This window comes from Acinetobacter sp. V104_13 (genome assembly GCF_031798995.1).
Lineage (GTDB): Bacteria > Pseudomonadota > Gammaproteobacteria > Pseudomonadales > Moraxellaceae > Acinetobacter > Acinetobacter pittii.
Genome location: NZ_JAVQNP010000025.1, coordinates 198,359 through 220,639, shown reverse-complemented (window position 1 = coordinate 220,639; position 22,281 = coordinate 198,359). Strand labels below are relative to the sequence as shown.

General features: G+C 38.4%; 21 protein-coding genes. 6 read left to right on the top strand and 15 right to left on the bottom strand.

From position 1 onward, the window contains the following. From murB to RMB06_RS10595, 3 genes are all read right to left on the bottom strand, one after another. Window positions 1-1,035: a UDP-N-acetylmuramate dehydrogenase gene (murB, locus tag RMB06_RS10605; RefSeq protein WP_064786337.1), complete on the bottom strand. Its 1,035-nt coding sequence runs from the start codon at window positions 1,033-1,035 to the stop codon at window positions 1-3. A 19-nt stretch (window positions 1,036-1,054) separates the two neighbouring features. After that, a complete protein-coding gene (locus RMB06_RS10600) occupies window positions 1,055-1,558 on the bottom strand; it encodes a low molecular weight protein-tyrosine-phosphatase (protein ID WP_002115216.1) in 504 nt (167 codons plus the stop codon). 257 nt (window positions 1,559-1,815) lie between these two features. Continuing rightward, a complete protein-coding gene (locus tag RMB06_RS10595) occupies window positions 1,816-2,043 on the bottom strand; it encodes a tautomerase family protein (protein WP_311079404.1) in 228 nt (75 codons plus the stop codon). Window positions 2,044-2,105: 62 nt separating this feature from the next. On the opposite strand from RMB06_RS10595, the gene RMB06_RS10590 reads away from it, so the two are divergent. After that, on the top strand, window positions 2,106-2,573 hold the full coding sequence (locus RMB06_RS10590) for a helix-turn-helix domain-containing protein (protein WP_017398914.1): 468 nt from the start codon (window positions 2,106-2,108) through the stop codon (window positions 2,571-2,573). Window positions 2,574-2,754: 181 nt separating this feature from the next. Here RMB06_RS10590 and RMB06_RS10585 read toward each other — a convergent pair whose 3' ends face one another. Continuing rightward, the gene (locus RMB06_RS10585) at window positions 2,755-2,985 is read right to left on the bottom strand and encodes a hypothetical protein (RefSeq protein WP_005068773.1); all 231 of its coding nucleotides are present in this window, start codon (window positions 2,983-2,985) and stop codon (window positions 2,755-2,757) included. Window positions 2,986-3,275: 290 nt separating this feature from the next. Next, window positions 3,276-3,605 carry a YcgJ family protein gene (locus RMB06_RS10580; RefSeq protein WP_311079540.1) on the bottom strand — a complete coding sequence of 110 codons (330 nt, stop codon included), beginning with the start codon at window positions 3,603-3,605 and terminating at the stop codon, window positions 3,276-3,278. 341 nt (window positions 3,606-3,946) lie between these two features. Between RMB06_RS10580 and RMB06_RS10575 the strand changes: the two genes are divergently transcribed. Both RMB06_RS10575 and RMB06_RS10570 read left to right on the top strand, forming a co-directional pair. Beyond that, window positions 3,947-5,104, top strand: coding sequence for an iron-containing alcohol dehydrogenase (locus tag RMB06_RS10575; protein ID WP_311079401.1), 1,158 nt, complete (start codon window positions 3,947-3,949; stop codon window positions 5,102-5,104). Further along, window positions 5,104-5,538 carry a thioesterase family protein gene (locus RMB06_RS10570; RefSeq protein ID WP_311079400.1) on the top strand — a complete coding sequence of 145 codons (435 nt, stop codon included), beginning with the start codon at window positions 5,104-5,106 and terminating at the stop codon, window positions 5,536-5,538. The genes RMB06_RS10575 and RMB06_RS10570 overlap by 1 nt, the downstream gene beginning before the upstream one ends. A 48-nt stretch (window positions 5,539-5,586) precedes the next feature. Here RMB06_RS10570 and RMB06_RS10565 read toward each other — a convergent pair whose 3' ends face one another. From RMB06_RS10565 to amvA, 6 genes are all read right to left on the bottom strand, one after another. After that, entirely contained in the window at window positions 5,587-7,815 is a 2,229-nt protein-coding gene (locus tag RMB06_RS10565) for a phosphocholine-specific phospholipase C (RefSeq protein ID WP_311079399.1), read from the bottom strand. A gap of 26 nt (window positions 7,816-7,841) precedes the next feature. Further along, the gene (locus RMB06_RS10560; RefSeq protein WP_157662837.1) at window positions 7,842-7,994 is read right to left on the bottom strand and encodes a hypothetical protein; all 153 of its coding nucleotides are present in this window, start codon (window positions 7,992-7,994) and stop codon (window positions 7,842-7,844) included. 144 nt (window positions 7,995-8,138) lie between these two features. Further along, complete coding sequence (locus tag RMB06_RS10555) at window positions 8,139-10,238, bottom strand: DNA polymerase III subunit gamma/tau (protein ID WP_311079398.1); 2,100 nt, start codon at window positions 10,236-10,238, stop codon at window positions 8,139-8,141. A gap of 123 nt (window positions 10,239-10,361) precedes the next feature. Further along, the gene (gene cpaB, locus RMB06_RS10550) at window positions 10,362-10,994 is read right to left on the bottom strand and encodes a metalloprotease secretion chaperone CpaB (protein WP_025466524.1); all 633 of its coding nucleotides are present in this window, start codon (window positions 10,992-10,994) and stop codon (window positions 10,362-10,364) included. 22 nt (window positions 10,995-11,016) lie between these two features. Beyond that, window positions 11,017-12,798, bottom strand: a complete 1,782-nt coding sequence (gene cpaA / locus RMB06_RS10545) for a metalloendopeptidase CpaA (RefSeq protein ID WP_086355328.1) — start codon at window positions 12,796-12,798, stop codon at window positions 11,017-11,019. Between the two features lie 258 nt (window positions 12,799-13,056). Further along, on the bottom strand, window positions 13,057-14,535 hold the full coding sequence (amvA, locus tag RMB06_RS10540) for a multidrug efflux MFS transporter AmvA (protein WP_311079396.1): 1,479 nt from the start codon (window positions 14,533-14,535) through the stop codon (window positions 13,057-13,059). A gap of 124 nt (window positions 14,536-14,659) precedes the next feature. Here amvA and RMB06_RS10535 point away from each other — a divergent pair, with 124 nt between their 5' ends. Beyond that, entirely contained in the window at window positions 14,660-15,238 is a 579-nt protein-coding gene (locus RMB06_RS10535; RefSeq protein WP_016145712.1) for a TetR family transcriptional regulator, read from the top strand. A gap of 47 nt (window positions 15,239-15,285) precedes the next feature. On the opposite strand, the gene RMB06_RS10530 is transcribed toward RMB06_RS10535, so the two are convergent. The 3 genes from RMB06_RS10530 to RMB06_RS10520 form a co-directional block, all read right to left on the bottom strand. After that, window positions 15,286-16,545 (bottom strand): serine hydrolase, encoded by a 1,260-nt coding sequence (locus tag RMB06_RS10530; protein ID WP_086355329.1) that lies wholly within the window; start codon window positions 16,543-16,545, stop codon window positions 15,286-15,288. A 71-nt stretch (window positions 16,546-16,616) separates the two neighbouring features. Next, on the bottom strand, window positions 16,617-17,471 hold the full coding sequence (locus RMB06_RS10525) for a MaoC/PaaZ C-terminal domain-containing protein (protein ID WP_017480915.1): 855 nt from the start codon (window positions 17,469-17,471) through the stop codon (window positions 16,617-16,619). 74 nt (window positions 17,472-17,545) lie between these two features. After that, entirely contained in the window at window positions 17,546-18,937 is a 1,392-nt protein-coding gene (locus tag RMB06_RS10520; protein WP_311079394.1) for a 3-oxoacyl-ACP reductase, read from the bottom strand. A 235-nt stretch (window positions 18,938-19,172) separates the two neighbouring features. Between RMB06_RS10520 and RMB06_RS10515 the strand changes: the two genes are divergently transcribed. Beyond that, window positions 19,173-20,741: an acetyl-CoA C-acetyltransferase gene (locus RMB06_RS10515; protein ID WP_086355330.1), complete on the top strand. Its 1,569-nt coding sequence runs from the start codon at window positions 19,173-19,175 to the stop codon at window positions 20,739-20,741. A gap of 64 nt (window positions 20,742-20,805) precedes the next feature. Here RMB06_RS10515 and aceI read toward each other — a convergent pair whose 3' ends face one another. Further along, complete coding sequence (gene aceI, locus RMB06_RS10510) at window positions 20,806-21,240, bottom strand: chlorhexidine efflux PACE transporter AceI (RefSeq protein ID WP_005073799.1); 435 nt, start codon at window positions 21,238-21,240, stop codon at window positions 20,806-20,808. A gap of 90 nt (window positions 21,241-21,330) precedes the next feature. Between aceI and RMB06_RS10505 the strand changes: the two genes are divergently transcribed. Then, on the top strand, window positions 21,331-22,224 hold the full coding sequence (locus RMB06_RS10505; protein ID WP_311079393.1) for a LysR family transcriptional regulator: 894 nt from the start codon (window positions 21,331-21,333) through the stop codon (window positions 22,222-22,224). Window positions 22,225-22,281: the final 57 nt, after the last annotated feature.

The following is a 22,281-nucleotide window of genomic DNA, read 5'->3' as shown; positions in this document are numbered from 1 at the left end:
CTATTCCGTATGATTTTCAATTAAACCTAAACTGTTATAAAGCACAGGCTCTGGTTCTAACATAATATGGAAAAGCTGATCAACATCACGTTGTACAGCCTGATAAGTTTTCCTTACATCAGCTAGAGATGCATTGGCATAATTCACCAGAACTAATGCCTGTTTATGGAACATCCCTACCATATCGAGTTGCTTCCCTTTCCAACCCGCCTGATCAATTAACCATCCTGCTGCAATTTTAACGTTTCCGTTAGCTTGAGGATAATGTGGAATTGTTGAGAATTGTGTGACTAAGCGATCAAACTCTTGAGGTTTAACAATCGGATTTTTAAAGAAACTTCCGACATTTGGATACTCTTTTGGATCAGGAAGTTTACTTTGTCGAATATGGATGACCTGATTTTGTAAATTTTCGGCAGTCTGATTGTCTCCAACTGCTTGTTTCAAGTCGCCGTAGTTAAGTTTTAAGTGCGGCTGTTTAAGCAATTTAAAAGTAACATGCGTGATAATGTAACGGTTCGGATCATCTTTAAAAATACTATGGCGGTAAGCAAAATGGCAGTCAGCCGCTAAAATTGTCTGAGTTTGCTTTAATTTACGGTCATACACTTGTACTGACTCAATAAACTCGCCTACCTCTACCCCATACGCCCCAATGTTTTGTACGGGTGAAGCACCAACTAAACCTGGAATAAGGGCTAAATTTTGCAAACCAAACCAGTTCTGTTCAGTGCTGTATAAAACAAAATCATGCCAGACTTGGCCTGCGCCAACTTTAACCCGCACAAAATCATCATCGTTTGATAAAACTTCAATTCCCTGAATATCAAGATGAATCACTAAAGCATTGATCTGCTGCGGTAATAACATATTACTACCGCCCGATAATACAAGTACATTTAACTTATGCTGCTCAGCAAACTCTAAAGCTGCTTCAATATCTTGAATATTGCCAACTTTAGTATAGTGAGAAACAGTTGCATCTAAACTTAGAGTATTGAATGGCTTAAGCTGTACTTGATTCTGAATTTGCATTGTGTTGAAAAACCTATTCTTAAACATTCAATTGTTTTTTTAAAATATTAACCCACGCCAAACTACTGGACTCACATTGATTGAGTACACGTTCAAAACCATCAGCACCGCCATAATAAGGATCAGGCAACGCTTGTTGTGGGTATTCAGGATCATGCTCACTCATTAAAGCTACTTTTGCACGAATTTGATGTGCGCCAAATTGGGAAACGGCTCTTTGCAACACGTCATGAATATCTTCAAAATTTTGATGATCCATTGCCAAAATCAAATCAAACTCTAAAAAGTCTTGAGTTGAAAGTTGTCTTGCACGTAAAGATGATAGGTCATAACCCCTTTTTTTGGCATGCAACTGACTACGCTGATCAGGCGATTTATTTGGATGATAATTACTCGTTCCAGCTGAATCGACAATAACATTGAGTTGATGCGCGTCACAATAATGTCTAAAAACCACTTCAGCCGTGGGAGAACGGCAAATATTTCCTAAACAGACACATAACACCTTATATTGTGTTTCCATTAGAAATTACTTCCAAACATTTGAATTACATAAAAATAAACGGGATCATGCACAATCTTAACAGACTATAAGTTTATAAGAACCAAATTGACCAGTGTGACTTGTTGCATTTTGTCAAAACTCACTTGGGTTGAAAAGGAAAATAATGTTTATCAATAGATTAAAAGTTGATAAATCAGACGATAAATTAGCTAATCTTGTATTTTTTGTAGTAATTAAATAAAAATAAAGCCCTAATTTATAGGGCTTTACAAATATCACTTTGATGCAGTGATTAATTCAATCATTTCCTTCGTAGGCCTAAAGCTGCCTAATTGCCAATGTTCAGGAGGATGCTCATCAATTCTTATCCAGACATGTTCTCGAAAAGCAGGATTTCCCTTTCCTTCTATTTCTACAAATAAATCCGTTATTCGCTTGAAAAGCTCAGCCTTACTATCTTTATCTAGTAAACTTTCTATAGTTTGTATATTTATAAATGGCATAATGCTACCTGAATTAAAGCTAGGTCTAAATTATAGACCCATACTAATTGGAGCTCCCACTGATGTCAAATCAAATTATTCCAGATCATAAATTTCCAGTAGATGTATGTGGGATCTTCAAAATTACAGAAATATTGAATGATAGATGGACGATCCTCTTGTTAAGAGAAGCTTTCTATGGGGTAACAAAATTTAATGATTTTCTAGAAAATACAGGCATATCAAAGCAAATTTTATCTAATCGTCTAAAGCATCTCATCCAATTAGAAATATTTGAATTATCAATTTATAAAGAAGTTGGTGAACGAGAACGTAAAGAATACTTACTCACTAAAAAAGGCAAAAGTCTAAATATTGTCTTACTCGCCATGCTTGAGTCTGGCGGTAATTTTATTGAAGCTGGTAAAGATGTGGTGAAAGTTTTTAATAAGAGTACTGATGATGAACTTAAATTAAAACTTGTTGATTCTTCTAATCAAGTTATAGATTTTAAGAATTTGGAACTTAAACTCATTCATTGCAAAAAATAAATTTTTATAAATTAGCTACTCTGATCATAAAGTCCTCAGTATGCTTTTATAAAGAAATAAAAAAAGCCTACTCTTTCAAGTAGGCTTTCCCCTTATGACTTTTGCGCTGATCATTCAGGTTTATTGTTGTTTAAAGCAACGGAAGGATCTTACAGAAATACTTAAGAATAAAAAAGCCAATTTACTTAACTGAATGTAAGTACTCATATGCTCCTTTTTCGTTACTTTCCAGTTTGATGACTGCATCTGTTTCGTCATTTAGTGTCAGGTTAAATACTTTTTCACCATCATATGAAATTTGGTGGCCCATACGAAACTCTGAATCAAGTGACTCAAGAATAATAAAATTTCCTTCGTTGTTCGAAGCGATATAGTAAGTGTTGTTCCGATGAACATATCTAATTGTGTACATCACTATTTAAATTCCACCTAAAAATTATGTTTTTTCTTAATAATAAAAAGATCCTTTTTCCCTTCCCAATCAAAAAAGATCCTACCGAAAACTAAACCCTCCCTTATTAATTATTCACCCTCATCACTTAGTATTTTTTCACCCTATACTATTAAATTGATATTACAGAAATACTTAATAATAAAAAACCCCGCCATTAGTCGATAGTTAGCGGGGTCTTTTGCGATTTAACTTTACTTTTACAGACTCATCTATCAGATGATATTTACCTCATTTCTGCAATAGAAAAATTATTTATTTTTAAAAAGCTTATCTGTCATTTTTCTATCAATTTTACTGCGATGCCCATTCTCAAAGTATCGATCAACATGGCATAGTTTTGTTTTAGTATCACAGAACACACCGTTTGAGAGCGTAAACGCTGAAGTATCAAAATCACCTTGAGAGAAGGCTTTATTCGCTTTATAAGTGCCTAAATATTTAGCTGTAAGCTTTTTAGAAACACCTTTTTTGTCAGCACAAATATATTTGTCACAAATTACACCTTTTGTAGGCGAATATACACTAGAACTGGTTTTCGCGATTGCTGCCGAGCTAAGCATCAAACACATACATCCCATAATACTGAGTAAAGTTTTAGAAATTTTCACTTTTTAGAACCGATAAAATTATAAATTGTTAAGGCATTATATAAATTAGAAGCTTGCCAGAAAATCTACAGAACCCTATAAATAACAAAAAGCCCACTTTTCGACGAGCGTTTAAATATCTTGGTAATCCTCACCTACATTTCGGACCCAACATTGCAAAAAAGTATTTATCTATGGGGGGCACAAGGCTTAAGAAAAGCATAGTCACTTCAGAACTACTTTATTTTAAAGTTTCTTATGCTAACTTATTCGGAGATAGAATCTTATAGAACCATTCAACAATAATGTTCAAAAATAAGGAAATAATGTATATGAGCCATTTTCAATTTCAAACTGTTCCAAATATCATCTCTGGCTTAGGCTCTATACAAGAATTACAAAATGTTTTTTCGTCAAAAGCTTACCGTAAGTTATTGCTAGTCACCGATGCAGGCATGGTTAAAAATCAATTACACCGTACCATCCTTCAAATTTTAGATACGCTCAATATTGAATATGTCATCTATGCCGATGTGCAAGCTGATCCCCCTGAACAGGTAGTACTAGATGCAGCCACTTATGCTAAACAGCAAAATGTTGATGCCATTATTGGTTTTGGTGGTGGTAGTTCTCTAGATGTTGCAAAAGTTATTGCTTTACTCGCCCACCCTAATCAGACCCAAAGTTTGCAAGAGATGTACGGCGTAAACCAAGTCACTACAGCTCGTCTTCCGCTTATTTTGATTCCTACTACAGCCGGTACAGGCTCAGAAGTAACGCCAATCTCAATTGTCACTACAGGTGAGACGACAAAGATGGGGATTGTCTCTCCAGTACTGTACGCAGACACTGCGATTCTTGATGCTACTTTTACTCAAAACCTTCCAGCACATATTACCGCTGCAACAGGTATTGATGCGATGGTACATGCTATTGAGGCATATACCTCTAAACATAAAAAAAATATTTATACGGATATTTTAGCCAAGCATGCTTTGAAGTTGTTAAATCATAACTTACCAAAAGTTCTTAAAGATGGTAATGATTTAGAAGCACGTCAAAACATGCTGTTCGGTTCAATGCTCGCAGGTCAAGCGTTTGCAAACTCGCCTGTTGCCGCTGTACATGCTTTAGCTTACCCATTGGGTGGACATTTTCATTTGTCGCATGGGCATACCAACGCCTTAGTGTTGGTTGAAGTATTAAAGTTTAATGCACCAAATGCAAAAAAATATTATGCAGAGCTTATGCAATGGCTCGACCCATACAGCAATGGCAGTACCGATGGTTTATGCGATCTGTTTATTGACCATATGCAGAACCATTTAGACCGTAGTGGTTTGACTTTAAGACTTAGTGATTTGGGTATTGACGAGTCCAGCTTACCTCGACTTGCTGAAGATGCCATGTTGCAAACCCGTTTACTACAAAATAACCCACGTGACATGACAGAAGCCGCTGCTTTGGCAATTTATCAGGCGATTCATTGATGACTAAACCAGTTTTAAAAACCCGTGATCAATTTAAGTTCTTTTTAGACATTCAAACGCGTTGGGCAGATAACGACATCTATGGTCATGTAAATAATGTGACTTACTATAGTTATTTTGATACAGCAGCCAATGCTTTATTGATTCAAAAAACAGGTTTTGATATTCATGAAGCAAAAGCAATTGGGTTAGTGGTCGATTCAGCTTGTAGTTTTCTTCAGGAATTGTCATTTCCAGAAATTATTCAAGTAGGTGTTGCGATTGGTAAAATCGGTACGACTTCATTACGCTATGAATTAGCAATCTTTAAACAAGGTCAGAACCAAGCCGCAGCTCAAGGACATTTTGTGCATGTGTTTGTTGATCGAGAAACGCGTAAGACTGTGCCAATTTCCGGGACAGTTCGTGAGATTTTAGTGAAATTTTTATTATAAGAAAAGAGGCAAAAAGAAAATAAGCAGCTCTTTTTACCTCATCTTAGCTTACATCATTGCAGGATCACTAAAGGAATCTTTACCTGTTTCGACCCGGCCAGCAAAACGTCGGTAATAATATGGATCACTCTGACTGGTGATTTCAAAATCATACCAATGCCCTACATCGGCCAAAGCCCAATGCTGCTTAACAACCTGTCCCGCTTTTACGGTAAGTTGTAACGGCGCATCTTGTCGATATGCACACGGTTTTACCGTCAATATTGCATCCTTAGTACCATCATTCATAAGTTCGACATAAACATCACCATTGGCAATGTCATAGCACACTCGAATTTCAGGTTTAACGCCACTATCAACAATACGTTGAGTATCCCCTTTGAAATGACGATGATAGCCATTTGGACCAAGTACCCATAGGTCATAACGACCTAAATTATCTTTTAAAACATCCCATTCATCATCTAAAGTTTTATTCGACTCTACAATATAACGCTTTGGAATACGGTCCAAGTTGAGCTTGTCATATACATGAAAAACCGCTGCTTGCGTACCTGTATTAGAGAAAATCAATTGCACTTTGCCATCAGTATTACAGCGTGCGCTGGTGTGTAGCTCGTAAGGTAACGCACGTGAAAGACGTATACCACTTTGCTGAATCGGTAACTTTGTATCCGTGGGTACAGGCACAGCTGGTAAAGCTTCTTGATTTTCTCTTAACTCATCTGCTTGCACACGTGTTTGTTTACCATTCAGCTGCGGTAAAATATCTGCATTTGGTGTTTTAAAGTTAAATGCACTAGTTAAATCACCACATACTGCGCGGCGATATGGACTGATATTCGGCTCTTTAACCCCAAAACGTTTTTCTAAAAACATGAGCACAGAAGTATGATCAAACACTTGTGCGTTCACCCAACCACCACGGCTCCATGGGGAAATCACATATAACGGAACACGAGGACCCGGACCATAAACGCGTCCATCAGGTGTTGGCTGTGAATGGCTTCCCTCAGGTGCAGCATGATCAAAATATTCGTCCTGCATATCGGCACTACTTAATGTCGATTTACCCGCGTACTGGCCGTTTTTAAGTCGTGATGGCGCTGATGGTGACGGTACATGGTCAAAGTAACCATCATTTTCATCAAAATTGATAATAAGTGCTGTTTTACTCCAAACCTCTGGCACAGCAGTTAAAGCATCAATAATTTCTTGAATAAACCATGCCCCTTGGACAGGACTTGAAGGGTCTGGATGTTCGCAATAAATTGATGGTGCATTAATCCAAGACACTTGAGGTAATTTACCTTCCCGAATGTCGCGTTTAAAAGCATCAAGATATTCTTCTGGTTTATTGCCCGGTAGCGTATTTGCAATGCCCTTATAAAGTGGATTTTTGGCATTATCGGTCGCAGCATCATAGGCTTTATAAGGTAGTTTTTGACCCGTATCAGCATATGGTTTATTCGGTTCGCCGCCACTTGAAACAGGATAGCCAGATGCAATGTTGGCCTTTCTAAACGAACGAAATGCACCCAACATATTATCGCCCCATTCATCTGGCATATTTTGATAACAAATCCAACTTACCCCTGCTTCTTCTAAGCGTTCGGCATAAGTTTTCCATGTATAACCACGGTCTGCCGTCGCTGGGTTACCATCAATCCAGTCCCACTCATTGTTTACAAATGAACGCTTGGTCGGTGTTGCACCATTTGTACCTGTTAAATGATAAGAACGGTTTGCATCTGTTCCAGTGTGCATAGAGCAATGGTAGGCATCACAAATCGTAAAAGCATTGGCAAGTGCAAACTGATATGGAATTTCTTTTTCTTTAAAATAACCCATAGATATATCAGTTTTGTGGGTTGGCCAGTTCGCCATACGCCCATTGTCCCAAGCCAGCTGACTGTCATCCCATGTGTGAGGCGTACCCTCTGCACGCTGTGCATTATTGGCTGTACCATCTAAATGAAAAGGCGTTAGAACTTGCCCATTACTTCTGAGCTGCTCCCAAACACGGCGGCCACTTGGCAAAGGAATCGTAAAACGATCAGCAAACCCTCGAACGCCTTTTAATGTTCCGAAGTAATGGTCAAAAGATCGGTTTTCCTGCATTAAAATAATAACGTGTTCAACATCCTGAATGGTCCCAGTTTTATTATTTGCAGGAATTGCTAAAGCTTTTTGAATACTAGATGGGAACGCTGCCAATGCCGCAGCACCAAAACCCATATTTAAAGAGTAATTTAAAAATTTACGACGTGTAATCATGATTAGGTTCTTTTTATTATTTAAGTTTATGGAGCACAGCGCATCACAGGTTTTTTCCCTGTATCTGGTGTATTTGAATTATCATTTGCCGAGTCGTTACAACCACTCAGCAGAATCGCGCCGATTAATAAAAAATATGAATATTTAAAGGAAGTCATTCCTGAGCATTGCCTTTTCATTGCTATGTACAATCCATTTAAAATCTAAAATGGCTAACATAGAAAAGTACAATGACAGTGACATGACCCCAATATTTCAATCCAGTGAAAAATATGAAAAGTCTATTATTTTCATATTCTGCACCAGATCAAAATCAGATGAATTTAAGGCTTTAATTGAATATTTTGTAGCTCGCCATCAAAAGTCTCTATAAGACTCTTAATAACTGGCTGTTGATGCAATAGCTCAGCTGCTCGGTGAAAGGCTTTTTCTTTACGCGCACTTTGAATGGTATAGGGTGTAGATGTATTTAAAGCACCATATTCAACTGTAAATTGAGTATTCGGCCATTGCTCATTTAATGCATCAATAAGGCCTTGTTGTAATTGGGTCAGCATATTTTCATATTCTTGAGGAATATGGAAAATAGTATTGCCACCAATTTCACCAGTCATCACACCATGTTGAGCAAGTTCTTGAACAGCTGGAGAAAGCTGACTATTTCTAAACCAATATTCCCACTTTTCGAGTGTCCATTCACCTTCTAAAACTTGAGGAGAAAGCTTCAAGATATCTTGAGGCATCAACTGACCGTGATCAGTTGCACTAGACTCTTTTACAACGGGAACTGTTTCAACAACAACTTCAGCCTGCACCAATGACTGCTGCTCAATAACAGGTTCAGAAGACAAATCAGGAGTTATAGGCGCATCTTGATCAAGAGAAAATTCAGCGCTAGATGTCTCAAACAAACCTTGAGGCTCAGTAGCAAAAGCTGGTTCTGGTTCAATTTGTTTTGCTTGGGTTTCTGCCTGAGCTTGTACTAAATTTTGTTCGGGTACCGGAATGAAATCTTCTTCCAGAACACTAACAGTCTTTTGAACAACTGCTGACTCAAGCCCAATCAACTCATGATGATTTGGGTCAAATACCATTAAATCCTGATTAGACTGAGGTTCATGTTCAGGTTCAGGTTCAGGTTCAGGTTCAGGTTCAGGTTCAGGTTCAGGTTCAGGTTCAGGTTCAGGTTCAACCATAGCGGGCTGGTTAATAACTTCAACAGGTTGAACCGCATTTACTGGAGTAATCTCTTGGACCGTTGGCTGAGCTTGTGAATTTAGACCTACTTCTGCTTGTCCATTTTGTTGAACAGGCTCTGACACCACAATTTCATTTGGTGCTAAAGGACGGAATGCCAACAAACGTAAAACACACATTTCAAAACCTTGCTCTTGCGTCACGGCAAGTTGCAAGTCTGAACGACCTTTACATGCGATTTGGTAATATAGCTGTAAATCTTGAGCAGAAATCAGCTTAGACAGTTGCATAATCTTGCGATTGATTTCATCGCTATATTTCAAACTCAAATCAGGTAGATATTGCAAAATTGCCAATTCATGCAATGTCGAAATGAGCTGATCAAGCACAAGTGAAACATCTAGCGCTTGGTGTCTAAATTGTAATAAAAGCTGACTAACTTTCTCACGTTGGTTTTGATGAATCGCCAAAATCAAATCATAAATGATCGTACGGTCGATTAGACCAAGCATTTCTTTAACATCTTGGTGATGTACAGAACCCTGCCCGTAAGCAATGGCTTGGTCAGTTAAAGATAATGCATCACGCAGTGAACCTTGGGCAGATTCTGCAATTTGCCAAATTGCATCCTGATCAGCATTAATTTGCTCTTTTTCAAGAATAGCGCCAAGATGCTTGGTAATTTCATCAACGGCTAAAGGTCGTAGAGTAAATTGCAAACAACGTGAAATGACTGTAATCGGTAGCTTTTGTGGATCAGTCGTTGCAAACAGAAACTTAACGTGTTCCGGTGGTTCTTCTAGTGTTTTTAATAACGCATTAAAAGAATGCGTTGATAGCATATGTACTTCGTCAATCAGGTAAACTTTAAAACGACCTTGCGTTGGCGCATACGGAACGTTGTCTAAAAGTTCACGCGTATCTTCTACTTTTGTTCTTGAAGCAGCATCGATTTCGATCAGGTCAATAAAACGACCTTCGTTTACTGCTTTACAGGTTGCACAGACTTCACATGGCGTGGAAGTCACACCCGTTTCACAGTTCAAACACTTGGCTAAAATACGTGCAATTGTAGTTTTACCTACACCACGCGTTCCTGTAAATAAATAAGCATGGTGAAGACGACCGCGTTCCAATGCACTACTTAATGCACGAGAAACATGGTTTTGCCCCACTAACTCATTGAAATTACGTGGACGGTATTTTCTAGCAAGTACTTGATACATGTATGCTCCTTGTTACAGGCATAAGCATACTTTGTTTTTAAAAGAGTGTGAACGCATAAAGCTCATATCCGTACAGATAAACTGCGAACTGACTTCTTTTCTCTACCAGAACCATTTATTTGTCTAAGGATGATCATGGTGTAACTCCTGATCTGTAACACCCTCATCCATCGTTTGCACGAGTCCCACACCATCCTTAATTTCAGCCGAATAATTTCCCTTCTCGGTAAAAATTTGCATGATCGTATAGTGGTCTTTTTGACTTTGAGTAATGGTAAAGAAATTTTGATTCGGATCGCCCTGATCAAATTTACCGATCCACCGAACAATATCTTGGTCAACAGGTTCGATCTCTACAATTTTACCCGTGCGATTAATGCCATATTCCAACATTTGGAACTTAACAGTGTCACCTACTTTTTTAAGTTCAATCACATTTGGATCATATTTAATGACCATACCTTCTGCATTTTTAATTAGTGGAAAATTAACATTAGAAGGTAGTTGATCCTTTTCTATTTCATTAAAAACAATCTGTTGCTGAGACAATCTTTCTTTTTCGGACGGACTCAAATTCAGTATATTTTGACGAGCAAATTCATTCTGATTCTCTGCCATTTTTTGCCCAGTCCCTTGCCCATTTTCTGAAGACGACGTTAAAGCAGAAGAGCTTTGCTGTGAAAAGGCAAACCAGATTAAAACTGCTAACGCCACACAAGCGATAGCAGTTCCTATTAACAATTTATTTTTCTTCATTATTTACAGCTAGAAATAGAGATTAATTATATAGAGAAATTTTCTGCGCATTCAGATTAATGACACTGACCGCATCAATTTTTCCTTCTACACCTAAACGTACGCCATATTTAGGGTTATATAGATAGGGACTCGAATAAAAATTAATGTTATTACCACCCATTGCTGTACTTCCTAACGGATGAGCAAAGCCTGAGCCAATATTGGTTGAACCATTATGGTATAGGCCTAGATTGTGCCCAACTTCATGACGCATAGCAGCGAAAGAACAACCTGCAATATCATTTGCGCCAATCATGTTATATGCAGAAGCATTAATCCAAGCCCAACCACAACCACCGTCACCAGGTTCATTACCTTGATAATAAACACCGTCTGCCAATACACGTTTACGCTCATTTTGTACCGTGGTGTCATCTCGTCCAGTCGAGATTGCTTCTTTTAAAGTGGTAGCAGGGATTTTATAAGTTAGATAACCTACATCTCTTAAATAAAAACGTGCATTCGAATTTTCAGCAGTTAAATTCGTTAAATTTACGCCTTCAATCATTCTAAGTTTTGCAGCGCTTTCTCCTAAAATTGAGTTTACCTCCGGGCTAGAAACCAACAACATATCAATTGTATAACTATCTACTGTCCAGCCTTGAGCGGTATAAATAAAACGGCGATTTTCACCATTTTTAATTGCGGTAGACAAGCCATTAGCAGCATTAATATAGGTGTCTGCCGATGCATTTGACACAATAACGACTTTATCGCCGACTTGAGCTTTAGCAGGTAGTTGTAAGGTCGGTTGCCAATTTGATGTAGACAGTTTCACCTTTAAAGTGGGCTGCGTCATATTCGGTAAAGTTGCTGGGATTGTTGCTGTAGAATCAATCACCTTTGTTGGTGAAGAGATCAGCTGCCAATATCCTTTGTCACTTACATACATAAACTCATATTGATCGCCTGTTTTAAGCGTTAAAGTCGCTTGGTTATTAATATTTGTATTATTAATTTTTGCAGACCAAGTTGCAGTAGACTTGATAATAATTCTATCCCTATCACTTGCAGTGGTCGGCAAAGTGAAATTGGAAACCCAGTTTCCATCTCCAAATGCAATTTCGGTAAGTGGACTATTAACTGTCGCTAATGACGTTCCAATTTGCTGAACATTTAGCTTCTGAGGCTTTATATATTCAGGAACCCATTTTCCTAAAGCAGAATAATATTTAAACCAATATTCAGATCCATTTTTTAATATAAAACTGCTTGGGAATAGTAAATTTGTTTTATCGATGTCCGAACTTGTACTTGCTGTAGAAATAACTTGTACGGTTGTTCCGTCACGTACATCACTTGGTAATGCAATGGTTTGTGCCCATTTGTCATTTTGAATAAGTACTTTTTGCATAGATGCAGTTGTTAATGGAACAACTTCATAGGTCGCACCATTAGTAGGACTCACAGTCGCTAACTGAGCGATCCATTTATTTTGACTGCTATTAAAGATGAATTGATAAACATCTCCACTATTTATCTTTAATACTTCTAACGGAATATTGGTATTAGAAGTATCTAAATAACTACTATAAGCAGCACTAGAACGAATTGTAATTTTGTCCAAATTATTAGCGCTTGTTGGTAAAGTAAGGTTTTTGACCCAATTCCCATTTGCTAGATTAAATTCTAAATCTGAATAACCGGATGGAATTGATCCACTATTATTATTCTGATTTGGTGAAAGTACAGTTGCGGCATATACAAGTGAAGACGCAACAATTGCTCCAATAATGAGTGATGTTTTTAATTTAAAATTCACAGCAGCCTCTTTTATTTGTTTTTAGATTTTTCGAATAGCAGGTTAGCAAACCATTTTTACGCAGTCAATTTCACAACAATTAATTTTTTATTAAATTTCAATTACATGACCACTGAATCATTTTGAAATAAAAATATGAACCTTTTTAAAGAATAGTTTGTTTATGAGAATTAAATAACCAATTTTTAATATGTAGAAAATATTAAAAAGATATTTAAGGATAAAAAGAAAGGTAGTCTCTCTTTTTATCCTTTAGTTTTAATTTACTTTCTTTGGAAAGCTAAACCAGACGAATACAGTTAAAAGGAAGAAACAAATAGCTGAGACAGTAAGCACCCAACTATGCGCATAGCTAAAAGCTTGCTGCGCAACTGCAATTAATTGCCCTCCTAAAGGATTTTCAAGGTTAGAGGCTAATTGCATGGTTTCACCAATCGAGATACTCGCTTTTTCAATTAAGTCCGTTGGGAGCTGTTCTGGCAAAATAATTGAACGACTATAAAACCAAGATAACATTAACCCAAATATAGCAACGCCCAAACCAGCCCCAAGCTCGTAAGCCATCCCTTCAATGGCACCTGCTGCACTCGCCTTTTGCGGAGGTACAGATGACATAATCGCAGCAGTTGAAGCAAGTAAGGCAATCTCAATGCTAAAGCCTAAAAAGACCATACACGTCCATGCTAAAAAGTGGTCGGTCGAAAAGTTAAGCTGGGCAAGTCCCCATAGACTAAATCCACTTATTAAAATACCAACAGTAGATACAAGTCTAAGTCCCCACTTATTCAAGCAAATTCCAGCTAATGGACCACCTAAACTAATCGCAATCATAAATGGAATAATAAACATGGCTGCCTGTAATGGAGAAAAACCATGTACAAACTGCAACTCTTGAGACAAGAGTAATTCAAAACCAACCAAAGCAATCATAGAAACAACTGCCATAACAATGCTGGTAGAAATCACTGGATGTTTAAATAACTCCAGATCAATCATTGGCGTCGTAGCTCTTTTTTGGCTTCGGATGAAGTGAATTAAAGTACTTATACCAATTACAAACATCACGATTGTAAGTACCGAGAAGTTGTACATCGCCGATTTGATTGAATAGATCAGGCTTAAAATGGCTACGACCAAAATTAAAGCTTGCCCTAAATTAATTGGCTGATCAGTCTTCTCTTGTTGTTTAGGGATAATCATCACAATCATGACCAGAACCACTAAAATAATCGGGATATTGATAAGGAATACAACTCCCCAATGGAAGTGTTCTAGTACAAAACCACCGACTAATGGACCAAAAGCTGCTCCACCACCACCCACTGTAGACCAAAGACCAAGTGCAAAATTTCTCTGCTTTTCTTCGGTAAAAGCATTACGGATGCCTGATAAAGTGGCAGGAATAAGCATAGCTGCCCCTAGCCCTAAGACAGCACGAGAAGCAATTAAGGCATAGGCAGTTGGAGAAAAAGCTGCAGCTAACGAACCCACACCAAAAACTGCGGTTCCAACAAATAATAATTTTTTAAAGCCGATACGATCACCGAGTGCGCCCATTGGCAAAATCAAACCCGCCATAATCAGTGAATAAATATCAATAACCCATAAAAGCTGATTGGCAGTTAAATTCAATGCTGCACTTAAAGATGGTGTTGCAACATGCATCACCGTTGCATCAATCGTAACTGGTAAATATATAAGGACGATAATTGTCAGGATTAACCATTTTTTTTGCATAACGCTCTTCAATATCCAAAACTTGGACATGTGTTCAAATCGTGGTTATTATATACACAATTGGACACTTGTCCAACTTTTAGCTTTAATGTATTTTGTGTCGAATTCAGTCAGGTGAAAAAACATGGCCTATCTTAATCGCGATCAACGCAGAGAAATGATTCTGCAAGCTGCCATGCAAGTTGCTTTGGCTGAAGGTTTTACAGCTATGACGGTACGTAGAATCGCAACAGAAGCACAAACCTCTACCGGACAAGTTCACCACCACTTTTCTTCGGCATCTCATTTAAAAGCTGAAGCTTTTTTAAAGCTGATGGAACAGCTCGATGAAATTGAACAAACTCTCCAAACAACCAGCCAATTTCAAAGACTCTTCATCCTATTGGGTGCAGAAAATATCGACAAACTTCAGCCCTACTTACGTTTATGGAATGAAGCTGAACTATTGATTGAGCAAGATGCAGAAATACAAAAGGCTTATAACCTTGCCATGCAAAGTTGGCATGAAACAATTGTGCAAGCGATTGAGTGTGGCCAAAAAGAAGGTGAATTTAAAAACAGATCAAATTCCACAGACATTGCATGGCGACTCATTGCCTTTGTTTGCGGCTTAGAAGGTATTTATAAACTTGGTTTACATGGTTTAGCTGAAGAAGACTTCAAGCGCCATACCGAAGCGATTATTCGCCTAGAATTATTATAAATATAGAAGCTGGCATTGATTAGAATGCCAGCTTTAAAATACTAAAATTAGAACCAGCCTTTACGACCTTTTAAAATTTGGTCGGTGCAACGTAAGGCTTCTTGAGTTAGTCCCCACAAACGATAATCGCCTGTGATTGAACCAATCTGGAAGTTATGAGTATAAGCAAAGCTGAGGTCACGCTCAGGATCACACCACGCTCCTGAACCATTGTAACCAATATGCCCAAACCCATTTTTAGCGCGTTTACCCATGGTAATAATGCGGTGATAGCCTAAACGCCAATTCATCGGAATTGGCATAACACGATCACGTGCATAACTTTGGATGGTGCTGAGCTCTTTAAATACTTCTGGGCGAATAATTTGATGTCCATCCCATTCACCTTGATTTGCTAGCATCGCATAAATTTTAGCAAGACTATTTGCAGTAAATGTGCCGTTTGCTGCTGGAATGACTGCTTGCAACCCCTCGTCACTAAAGAAACTAAGATGTTTCATTCCTTTTGGAATCATGGCATCTTGAAAGTCTTGAGGGTCTTGTCCAGTCCAAGTAATCATTTTTTCAGAGAGTGAACTCTTGCGCGTCTGTGGCTTTTTAGGTTTTTCAACTTGAGTAGATGCTGGTTTTTCTGGTTTTGGTTGAATAATTAAACGTGCTACACGATCCAACTCATTTGCAGGCGTCCCAAAATAAGCGCCGTCTAACTGCAACGGTTCAACAAGATATTTTTGCATGAGCTGATCTAAAGATTGGCCAGTTGCTTTTTCAAGTACACCACCCACAAGCCAACCAAATGTTAAAGCTTGATAAGCATTACCCTCTCCTGCAAGGAATCTTGGCTTAGTCGCCGCGACCACATCTAAGATGTGTGACCAGTCGAGCATTTCTCGCGCACTTTCGATGATATTTCGCACATCAAACATGCCACTTTGATGGCTTAGCACATGACGCAATGTCATTTGCTCTTTTCCATTTTGAGCAAACTCAGGCCAATAAGTCGAAATTGGTTTGTCGTATTCTAAAAAACATTCACTTACTAAAATATGCGCTAAAGTTGCAAGTATGCCCTTACCTGTAGAATAGCAGACTGCCAATGTGTCAGGTTGCCAAGCTTCGGTTTGTGATTTTAGACCAGTGTAGATATCTACAACTTTCTGACCTCTAAAATAAACCGCTAAAGCAGCTCCACCTTGTCCTGTTCTAGCATCTTGAAGACGGCTAAACTGGTGAGCTAAATCAATAAAACGTTCATCTAAAATACCGTGATAGTTATGGGTATCGGCCAGTAAAATTTCTTTAATCACATGAATTTCCTTGCATTTTTTGTTATTTTGCTCAAAAGCAGCCCAAACCTCTGTTCAGGCTGCTGATATTTTTATAATGCTTTTACTGTTCCTGCAACATGCGGTTTTTGTGATTTGGCATTACGAATCAAGAAATCAGTCTTTTTATCTATATTGGCAGTTAAAAACTCAACTTTTGACGGTAAGAACATTGGCAGCTTAAACCATACATCTGCTTCATAAGCATTTGGTAATTCAAGATTTGCTAATGCTTTAGCTTTGCTCCACATACCATGCGCAATGGCTTGCTTAAAGCCAAATGCTTTTGCAGTAATGGCATGAATATGAATTAAATTAAAATCACCAGACACTTTCGCATAACGGCGGCCTGTGTTTTCTAAAATATTCCACTCTGCCTTTGGAACATAAGCTGGCGCTTGTTCTTCTTTAGCTTTCTCACCCACTCTTTTCTCGACTTTTTGACGAGATAAATAAGTCGTTAAGCCTTCCATCACTACTTCATTACCAACTTTTGCTGTGGTAATAAAGTCAAACTGAACACCTTTATCATGCGGTTTTAGTTCCCCAAATTTACATGACAAAGTTAATTTTTCAGTCACAGCAATTGGTCTGGTCTGTTTAATCTGGTTACGGATATGAACTAAACCTAAAATTGGAAATGGAAAGGCTTCTGCCGTCATCATGTGCATTTGCAAACTTTGAGAAAGCACCGCTAAATAAATTGCTGGTACAAAGCCATTATTTTGAAAGCCACATACTTCGTTATAAGCTTTGAGGTGGTTCTGATCAATTTCTAAAGTATCTACCACATATTCAACTTGCGGTAATATTTTTGGACCTTTCGGCTTTTTAAAAATTAAACCTTGCACTACTTTTGGATAAGCCAATGCCGCTTTTGGTAGCTGGCTAAAATGACGAGTATTCATACCTAACCTTTTATAATTTATAGATTTTTGAATAAAAAAGGGATGCACAAGCACCCCTATTTAGCTAAAAGTGCTTAAGCGCCCAACAAGCTTTGACCACACACTCGTACAACGTTGCCGTTTACGCCTGTAGAAGCAGTTGATGCAAACCATACAATAGTTTCCGCTACATCAACAGGTAAACCACCTTGTTGCATTGAGTTCATACGGCGACCAGCTTCGCGAATTGCAAATGGAATCGCAGCAGTCATTTGCGTCTCGATAAAGCCAGGTGCTACTGCGTTAATGGTAATACCATTTTTTAAGATAGGCGCAGTAAATTTCACTAGACCAATCACACCTGCTTTCGACGCAGCATAGTTTGTTTGACCAAGGTTACCAGCAATACCGCTAATTGATGATACACAAACAATACGGCCATTTGCATTTAGACCATCGTTTTCTAACAAGTAGTCATTTACGCGTTCAGCAGCAGACAAGTTAATGTTAATTACTAAGTCCCAAAGCTCTGGCTTCATGTTTGCCAAAGTTTTGTCACGTGTAATACCTGCGTTATGAACGATAATATCTAAACCGCCTTGTTTTGCCGCAGCAGCTTTAATTTTTTCGCCCGCATCAGCAGCTGTAATGTCAATTGCCAATGTAGAACCGCCAATGTCAGCTGCTACACGGTCAAGGTCAGCTTGTTGTTGTGGTACGTCTAAACAAATAACATGCGCGCCGTCTCGAGCCAATACATGTGCAATTGCCTCACCAATACCACGGCTTGCACCAGTTACTAATGCAGTTTTTCCAGCAAGTGGTTTTGCCCAATCAACATCAACCACATCTGCTTTAGATACACGAATCACTTGACCAGATACATAAGCTGAACGTGGAGAAAGTAAGAAACGTAATGTTGATTCAAGGTTTGCACCAGCACCTTCATCCACATAGACAACTTGAGCAGTGATACCCTTTTTAAATTCTTTACCTACAGATTTGATAAAGCCTTCAAGTGCACGCTGAGCAATCGCTTGTTTTACAGTTTTTGCAGTTTCAGGAGTTGTACCAATCACAATCACTCGACCAGAAGTCGCAACTTGACGTGCAATCGGGTTAAAGAATTTATAAAGTTCATTTAACTGTTCTGAGTTTTGAATACCAGATGCATCAAATACAACTGCTTTGAATTTTGATTCTTTATCGCCTGCATTGAATGGACGTAAATTTAAACCAACTTTTGCAGCTTCTTGTTGTAAAGCAACGTTATTGCCTACATAGCTATCTGCATGAACATTGCTAAGTACTTGTGCAATCGCACCAGATAACACACTTGACGGCGCTGCGCCAACCAATACTGCACCATTCACTACTGGCTGAGCACTTTCAAAACGCTCTAATACAACTGGCGATGGTAAACCCAGATTTTTAACAACGAATTTACCAATAGGAGATTGTGTAAATGCTTGGTATTGATCAGTCATGATTATTATCTCTCAAAGAAATGAATTTTCTACGACAGGCTTCATTATGTTATGAGATGAATAGCAACAATATGAAAGCAGTCGTTCATTAGAGTTACTCCAAATCATACTTGACTTCATCTTTGGATGTCTTGACCTGAATGCTATCTACAATGTCATTCTAGTCAATACAGGTCTATTTGAATTGTGTTAAGGTAGCTTACAAGAATATCGTTATTATGCTTGGAAAAGCCTTATGAGCAAAACAACTCAAGAAAATCCAGCAGTCGAGAATTCTGCTCAGGAAAAAGTGTCAAATACATCAAAGTCGGCTTCTAACACGGCTAAGCGTAACAGCACTACTCCTAAAGCAGCAACTAATACATCAAAAACGACACGTACTCGTTCAACGACTGCACCTGCACGTAGCCCTCGCACTAAGAGCACGGCTACAACAACTACTTCTACATCTTCAAATGTAGCTGCAGCACCAAAAGCAACAAAAACCAAAACTTCTGTTCAACAGGATAAAACCATGAGCCAAAACACTGTTCGCCGCGTTGCAATTATTGGTGGCAACCGTATTCCATTTGCACGTTCAAATACTGCTTATTTCAAAGCGTCAAATTCTGACATGCTGACAGCAGCATTGAATGGTTTGGTTGAACGCTTTAACTTACAAGGTAAGCGTATTGGTGAAGTCGTTGCTGGTGCTGTTTTAAAACACAGCCGTGACTTTAATATGACTCGTGAAGTTGTATTGAGCACAGATCTTGCTCCTGAAACTCCTGCTTATGACATTCAAATTGCTTGTGGTACAGGTTTACAAGCAGCGTTTGTTGTTGCAAACAAAATTGCACTTGGTCAAATCGATGTAGGTATTGCAGGTGGCGTAGACACCACTTCTGACGCGCCGATTGCTGTAGGTGATGGCTTACGTAAAGTTTTACTTGAACTCAATGTAGCTAAAACGGGTAAAGACCGTCTTAAAGCTTTAACAAAAATTGATTTTAAAAAGCTTCTTGATGCACCAAGCAATGGTGAACCACGTACTGGCCTTTCAATGGGTGAGCACCAAGCCATCACTGCTTTAGAATGGGGTATCACTCGCGAAGCACAAGATGAGTTAGCTGCTAGCAGCCATCAAAAACTTGCTGCTGCTTATGAGCGTGGTTTCTTTGATGACTTAATGACTCCATTCTTAGGTCTTAACCGTGACAACAACTTACGCGCAGACAGCACAGTTGAAAAACTTGCTAAATTGAAGCCAGTTTTCGGTAAAGGCGAAACTGCAACAATGACAGCTGGTAACTCAACTCCGTTAACTGACGGTGCTTCTGTTGTCTTGCTTGCTTCTGAAGAGTGGGCAAAAGAAAACGGTCATGAAGTTTTAGCTTATCTTTCTTTCTCTGAAACAGCAGCTGTTGACTTCATTGGTAAAAACGGCCCTAAAGAAGGTTTGTTAATGGCTCCTGCTTATGCAGTGCCTCGTATGCTTAAGCGTGCAAACCTTAAACTTCAAGATTTTGATTTCTACGAAATTCATGAAGCATTCGCATCTCAAGTGTTGTCTACATTGAAAGCTTGGGAAGATGAAAAATTCTGTAAAGAACGTCTTGGTTTAGATGCACCTTTGGGTTCAATCGATCGCTCTAAACTGAACGTAAATGGTTCATCTTTAGGTGCAGGCCATCCATTTGCTGCAACTGGTGGCCGTATCTTAGCAACTGCTGCTAAATTGATTAATCAAAAAGGTTCTGGCCGTGCATTAATCTCGATCTGTACAGCAGGTGGTGAAGGTGTGGTTGCGATTGTAGAAAAATAATTTCTATAACGACCTAACGAAATAAGCACCCATTTGGGTGCTTATTTCGTTTCAATATATTAGCTTAATGAAGTGATGCAGCTTTGGCATCTGGGAAAAACTTATCTTCAATATGGTCGTAACACCACTGGAAAATAAAGGTATAAACCAAAATACATAAGGTTAAACCAATATCTAAAATAAGTGCATCAATGACACTCATCTGAAGCATATAGGCAATCATTGGTACAGTTGCAATCAGCAAACCACCTTCAAAACCAATCGCATGTAAAATCCGCACAGGAATCGTTCTTTCCCAATTATATTTATGCTCTACTTTTTCAAAATAGTGGTTAAAAATCATGTTCCAGAAAACTGAAACCACTGCCATAAACACACCGAGTGTACCGGTTACATCCATTGGCATATCAAAAATAAAACTTAATGCAATCGCAATGATGACCAATAAAATTCCTTCATAACTGATTGCATGAATGAGTCTTCTCTTGGAAATCAACATTTTTAAATACTCAATAATAACTTGGATAATGTGCATTTTATTTTTATAATATTGATTAATCTAATCAGGTTCTTTCAGTTTTTTTGACAGATGAATATTAATCAAGAACAACTACTCATGTTTCAAGCCGTGATTGAGACCGGCTCTTTTTCTGCAGCAGCCCGTAAACTTGGCAAAGTTCCTTCGGCTGTAAGCATGTCTATTGCCAACTTAGAGATTGATCTAGACTTAACTTTATTTGACCGTAAAGGCCGCGAACCCGTCCCTACTGACGAAGCACGGGTTTTATATGAAAAGACCTCTCAGCTTTTGATTGAGATGAATCAATGGAAACAGCATGCCCACGCCTTAAGTACAGGTTTAGAAGCTAATTTAACTATTGTGATTGTGTCTGAACTTTTACACACCAATTGGACAGACTATATTTGTCTTCTAGAGAGCCGTTTTCCAGACCTACAAATTAATATTGTCTCTGCCCCTCAAGAAGATGCTCTGCAAATGTTATTAGACGGGTCTGCCCAACTTGCACTGATGTTTGAACGCGAGCACCTAGATAACAGAGAACAATTCGTAGAGCTCAAGCAGGAAGCTCTAATTCCAGTTATTTCAAACAGCCATCCTCTAGCAAGCCAAAATCAGGTTTCTTATGAGCACATCCTCACTACACGACAAATTGTAGTTGCAAGCCGAGATGAGACGTTAAAACCAGAATTACTTTTTTCGAAACATTATTGGCGCACCGATAACCACCACTCCGCTTGTTTAATGATCTTGCGCAATTTGGGTTGGGGTGTACTTCCTCAAGAAATGTTTAAAGAAAATCCTGAATTAAAAAATAAACTTAAAGTATTGGATTTATTAGATTTCACTCCCCGATTTGAATATTATGTCGACTTGGTATGGAGTCGAGAAAGTGAGCTTGGTGCCGCTGCTAGATTTTTGATTGAACATATCCGTAAGCAACGAATGCAACCACTGCCTTAAAAATATTTCAAATTAGATGCAGAACCTAAACGTTTTTCTTTGAAATATAACAATTGA

Bases quoted from the DNA above. Each gene is read 5' to 3' on its own strand.
- murB (WP_064786337.1), bottom strand. From the start codon at position 1,035: ATGCAAATTCAGAATCAAGTACAGCTTAAGCCATTCAATACTCTAAGT.
- RMB06_RS10600 (WP_002115216.1), bottom strand. From the start codon at position 1,558: ATGGAAACACAATATAAGGTGTTATGTGTCTGTTTAGGAAATATTTGC.
- RMB06_RS10595 (WP_311079404.1), bottom strand. From the start codon at position 2,043: ATGCCATTTATAAATATACAAACTATAGAAAGTTTACTAGATAAAGAT.
- RMB06_RS10590 (WP_017398914.1), top strand. From the start codon at position 2,106: ATGTCAAATCAAATTATTCCAGATCATAAATTTCCAGTAGATGTATGT.
- RMB06_RS10585 (WP_005068773.1), bottom strand. From the start codon at position 2,985: ATGTACACAATTAGATATGTTCATCGGAACAACACTTACTATATCGCT.
- RMB06_RS10580 (WP_311079540.1), bottom strand. From the start codon at position 3,605: ATGGGATGTATGTGTTTGATGCTTAGCTCGGCAGCAATCGCGAAAACC.
- RMB06_RS10575 (WP_311079401.1), top strand. From the start codon at position 3,947: ATGAGCCATTTTCAATTTCAAACTGTTCCAAATATCATCTCTGGCTTA.
- RMB06_RS10570 (WP_311079400.1), top strand. From the start codon at position 5,104: ATGACTAAACCAGTTTTAAAAACCCGTGATCAATTTAAGTTCTTTTTA.
- RMB06_RS10565 (WP_311079399.1), bottom strand. From the start codon at position 7,815: ATGATTACACGTCGTAAATTTTTAAATTACTCTTTAAATATGGGTTTT.
- RMB06_RS10560 (WP_157662837.1), bottom strand. From the start codon at position 7,994: ATGAAAAGGCAATGCTCAGGAATGACTTCCTTTAAATATTCATATTTT.
- RMB06_RS10555 (WP_311079398.1), bottom strand. From the start codon at position 10,238: ATGTATCAAGTACTTGCTAGAAAATACCGTCCACGTAATTTCAATGAG.
- cpaB (WP_025466524.1), bottom strand. From the start codon at position 10,994: ATGAAGAAAAATAAATTGTTAATAGGAACTGCTATCGCTTGTGTGGCG.
- amvA (WP_311079396.1), bottom strand. From the start codon at position 14,535: ATGCAAAAAAAATGGTTAATCCTGACAATTATCGTCCTTATATATTTA.
- RMB06_RS10535 (WP_016145712.1), top strand. From the start codon at position 14,660: ATGGCCTATCTTAATCGCGATCAACGCAGAGAAATGATTCTGCAAGCT.
- RMB06_RS10525 (WP_017480915.1), bottom strand. From the start codon at position 17,471: ATGAATACTCGTCATTTTAGCCAGCTACCAAAAGCGGCATTGGCTTAT.
- RMB06_RS10520 (WP_311079394.1), bottom strand. From the start codon at position 18,937: ATGACTGATCAATACCAAGCATTTACACAATCTCCTATTGGTAAATTC.
- RMB06_RS10515 (WP_086355330.1), top strand. From the start codon at position 19,173: ATGAGCAAAACAACTCAAGAAAATCCAGCAGTCGAGAATTCTGCTCAG.
- aceI (WP_005073799.1), bottom strand. From the start codon at position 21,240: ATGTTGATTTCCAAGAGAAGACTCATTCATGCAATCAGTTATGAAGGA.
- RMB06_RS10505 (WP_311079393.1), top strand. From the start codon at position 21,331: ATGAATATTAATCAAGAACAACTACTCATGTTTCAAGCCGTGATTGAG.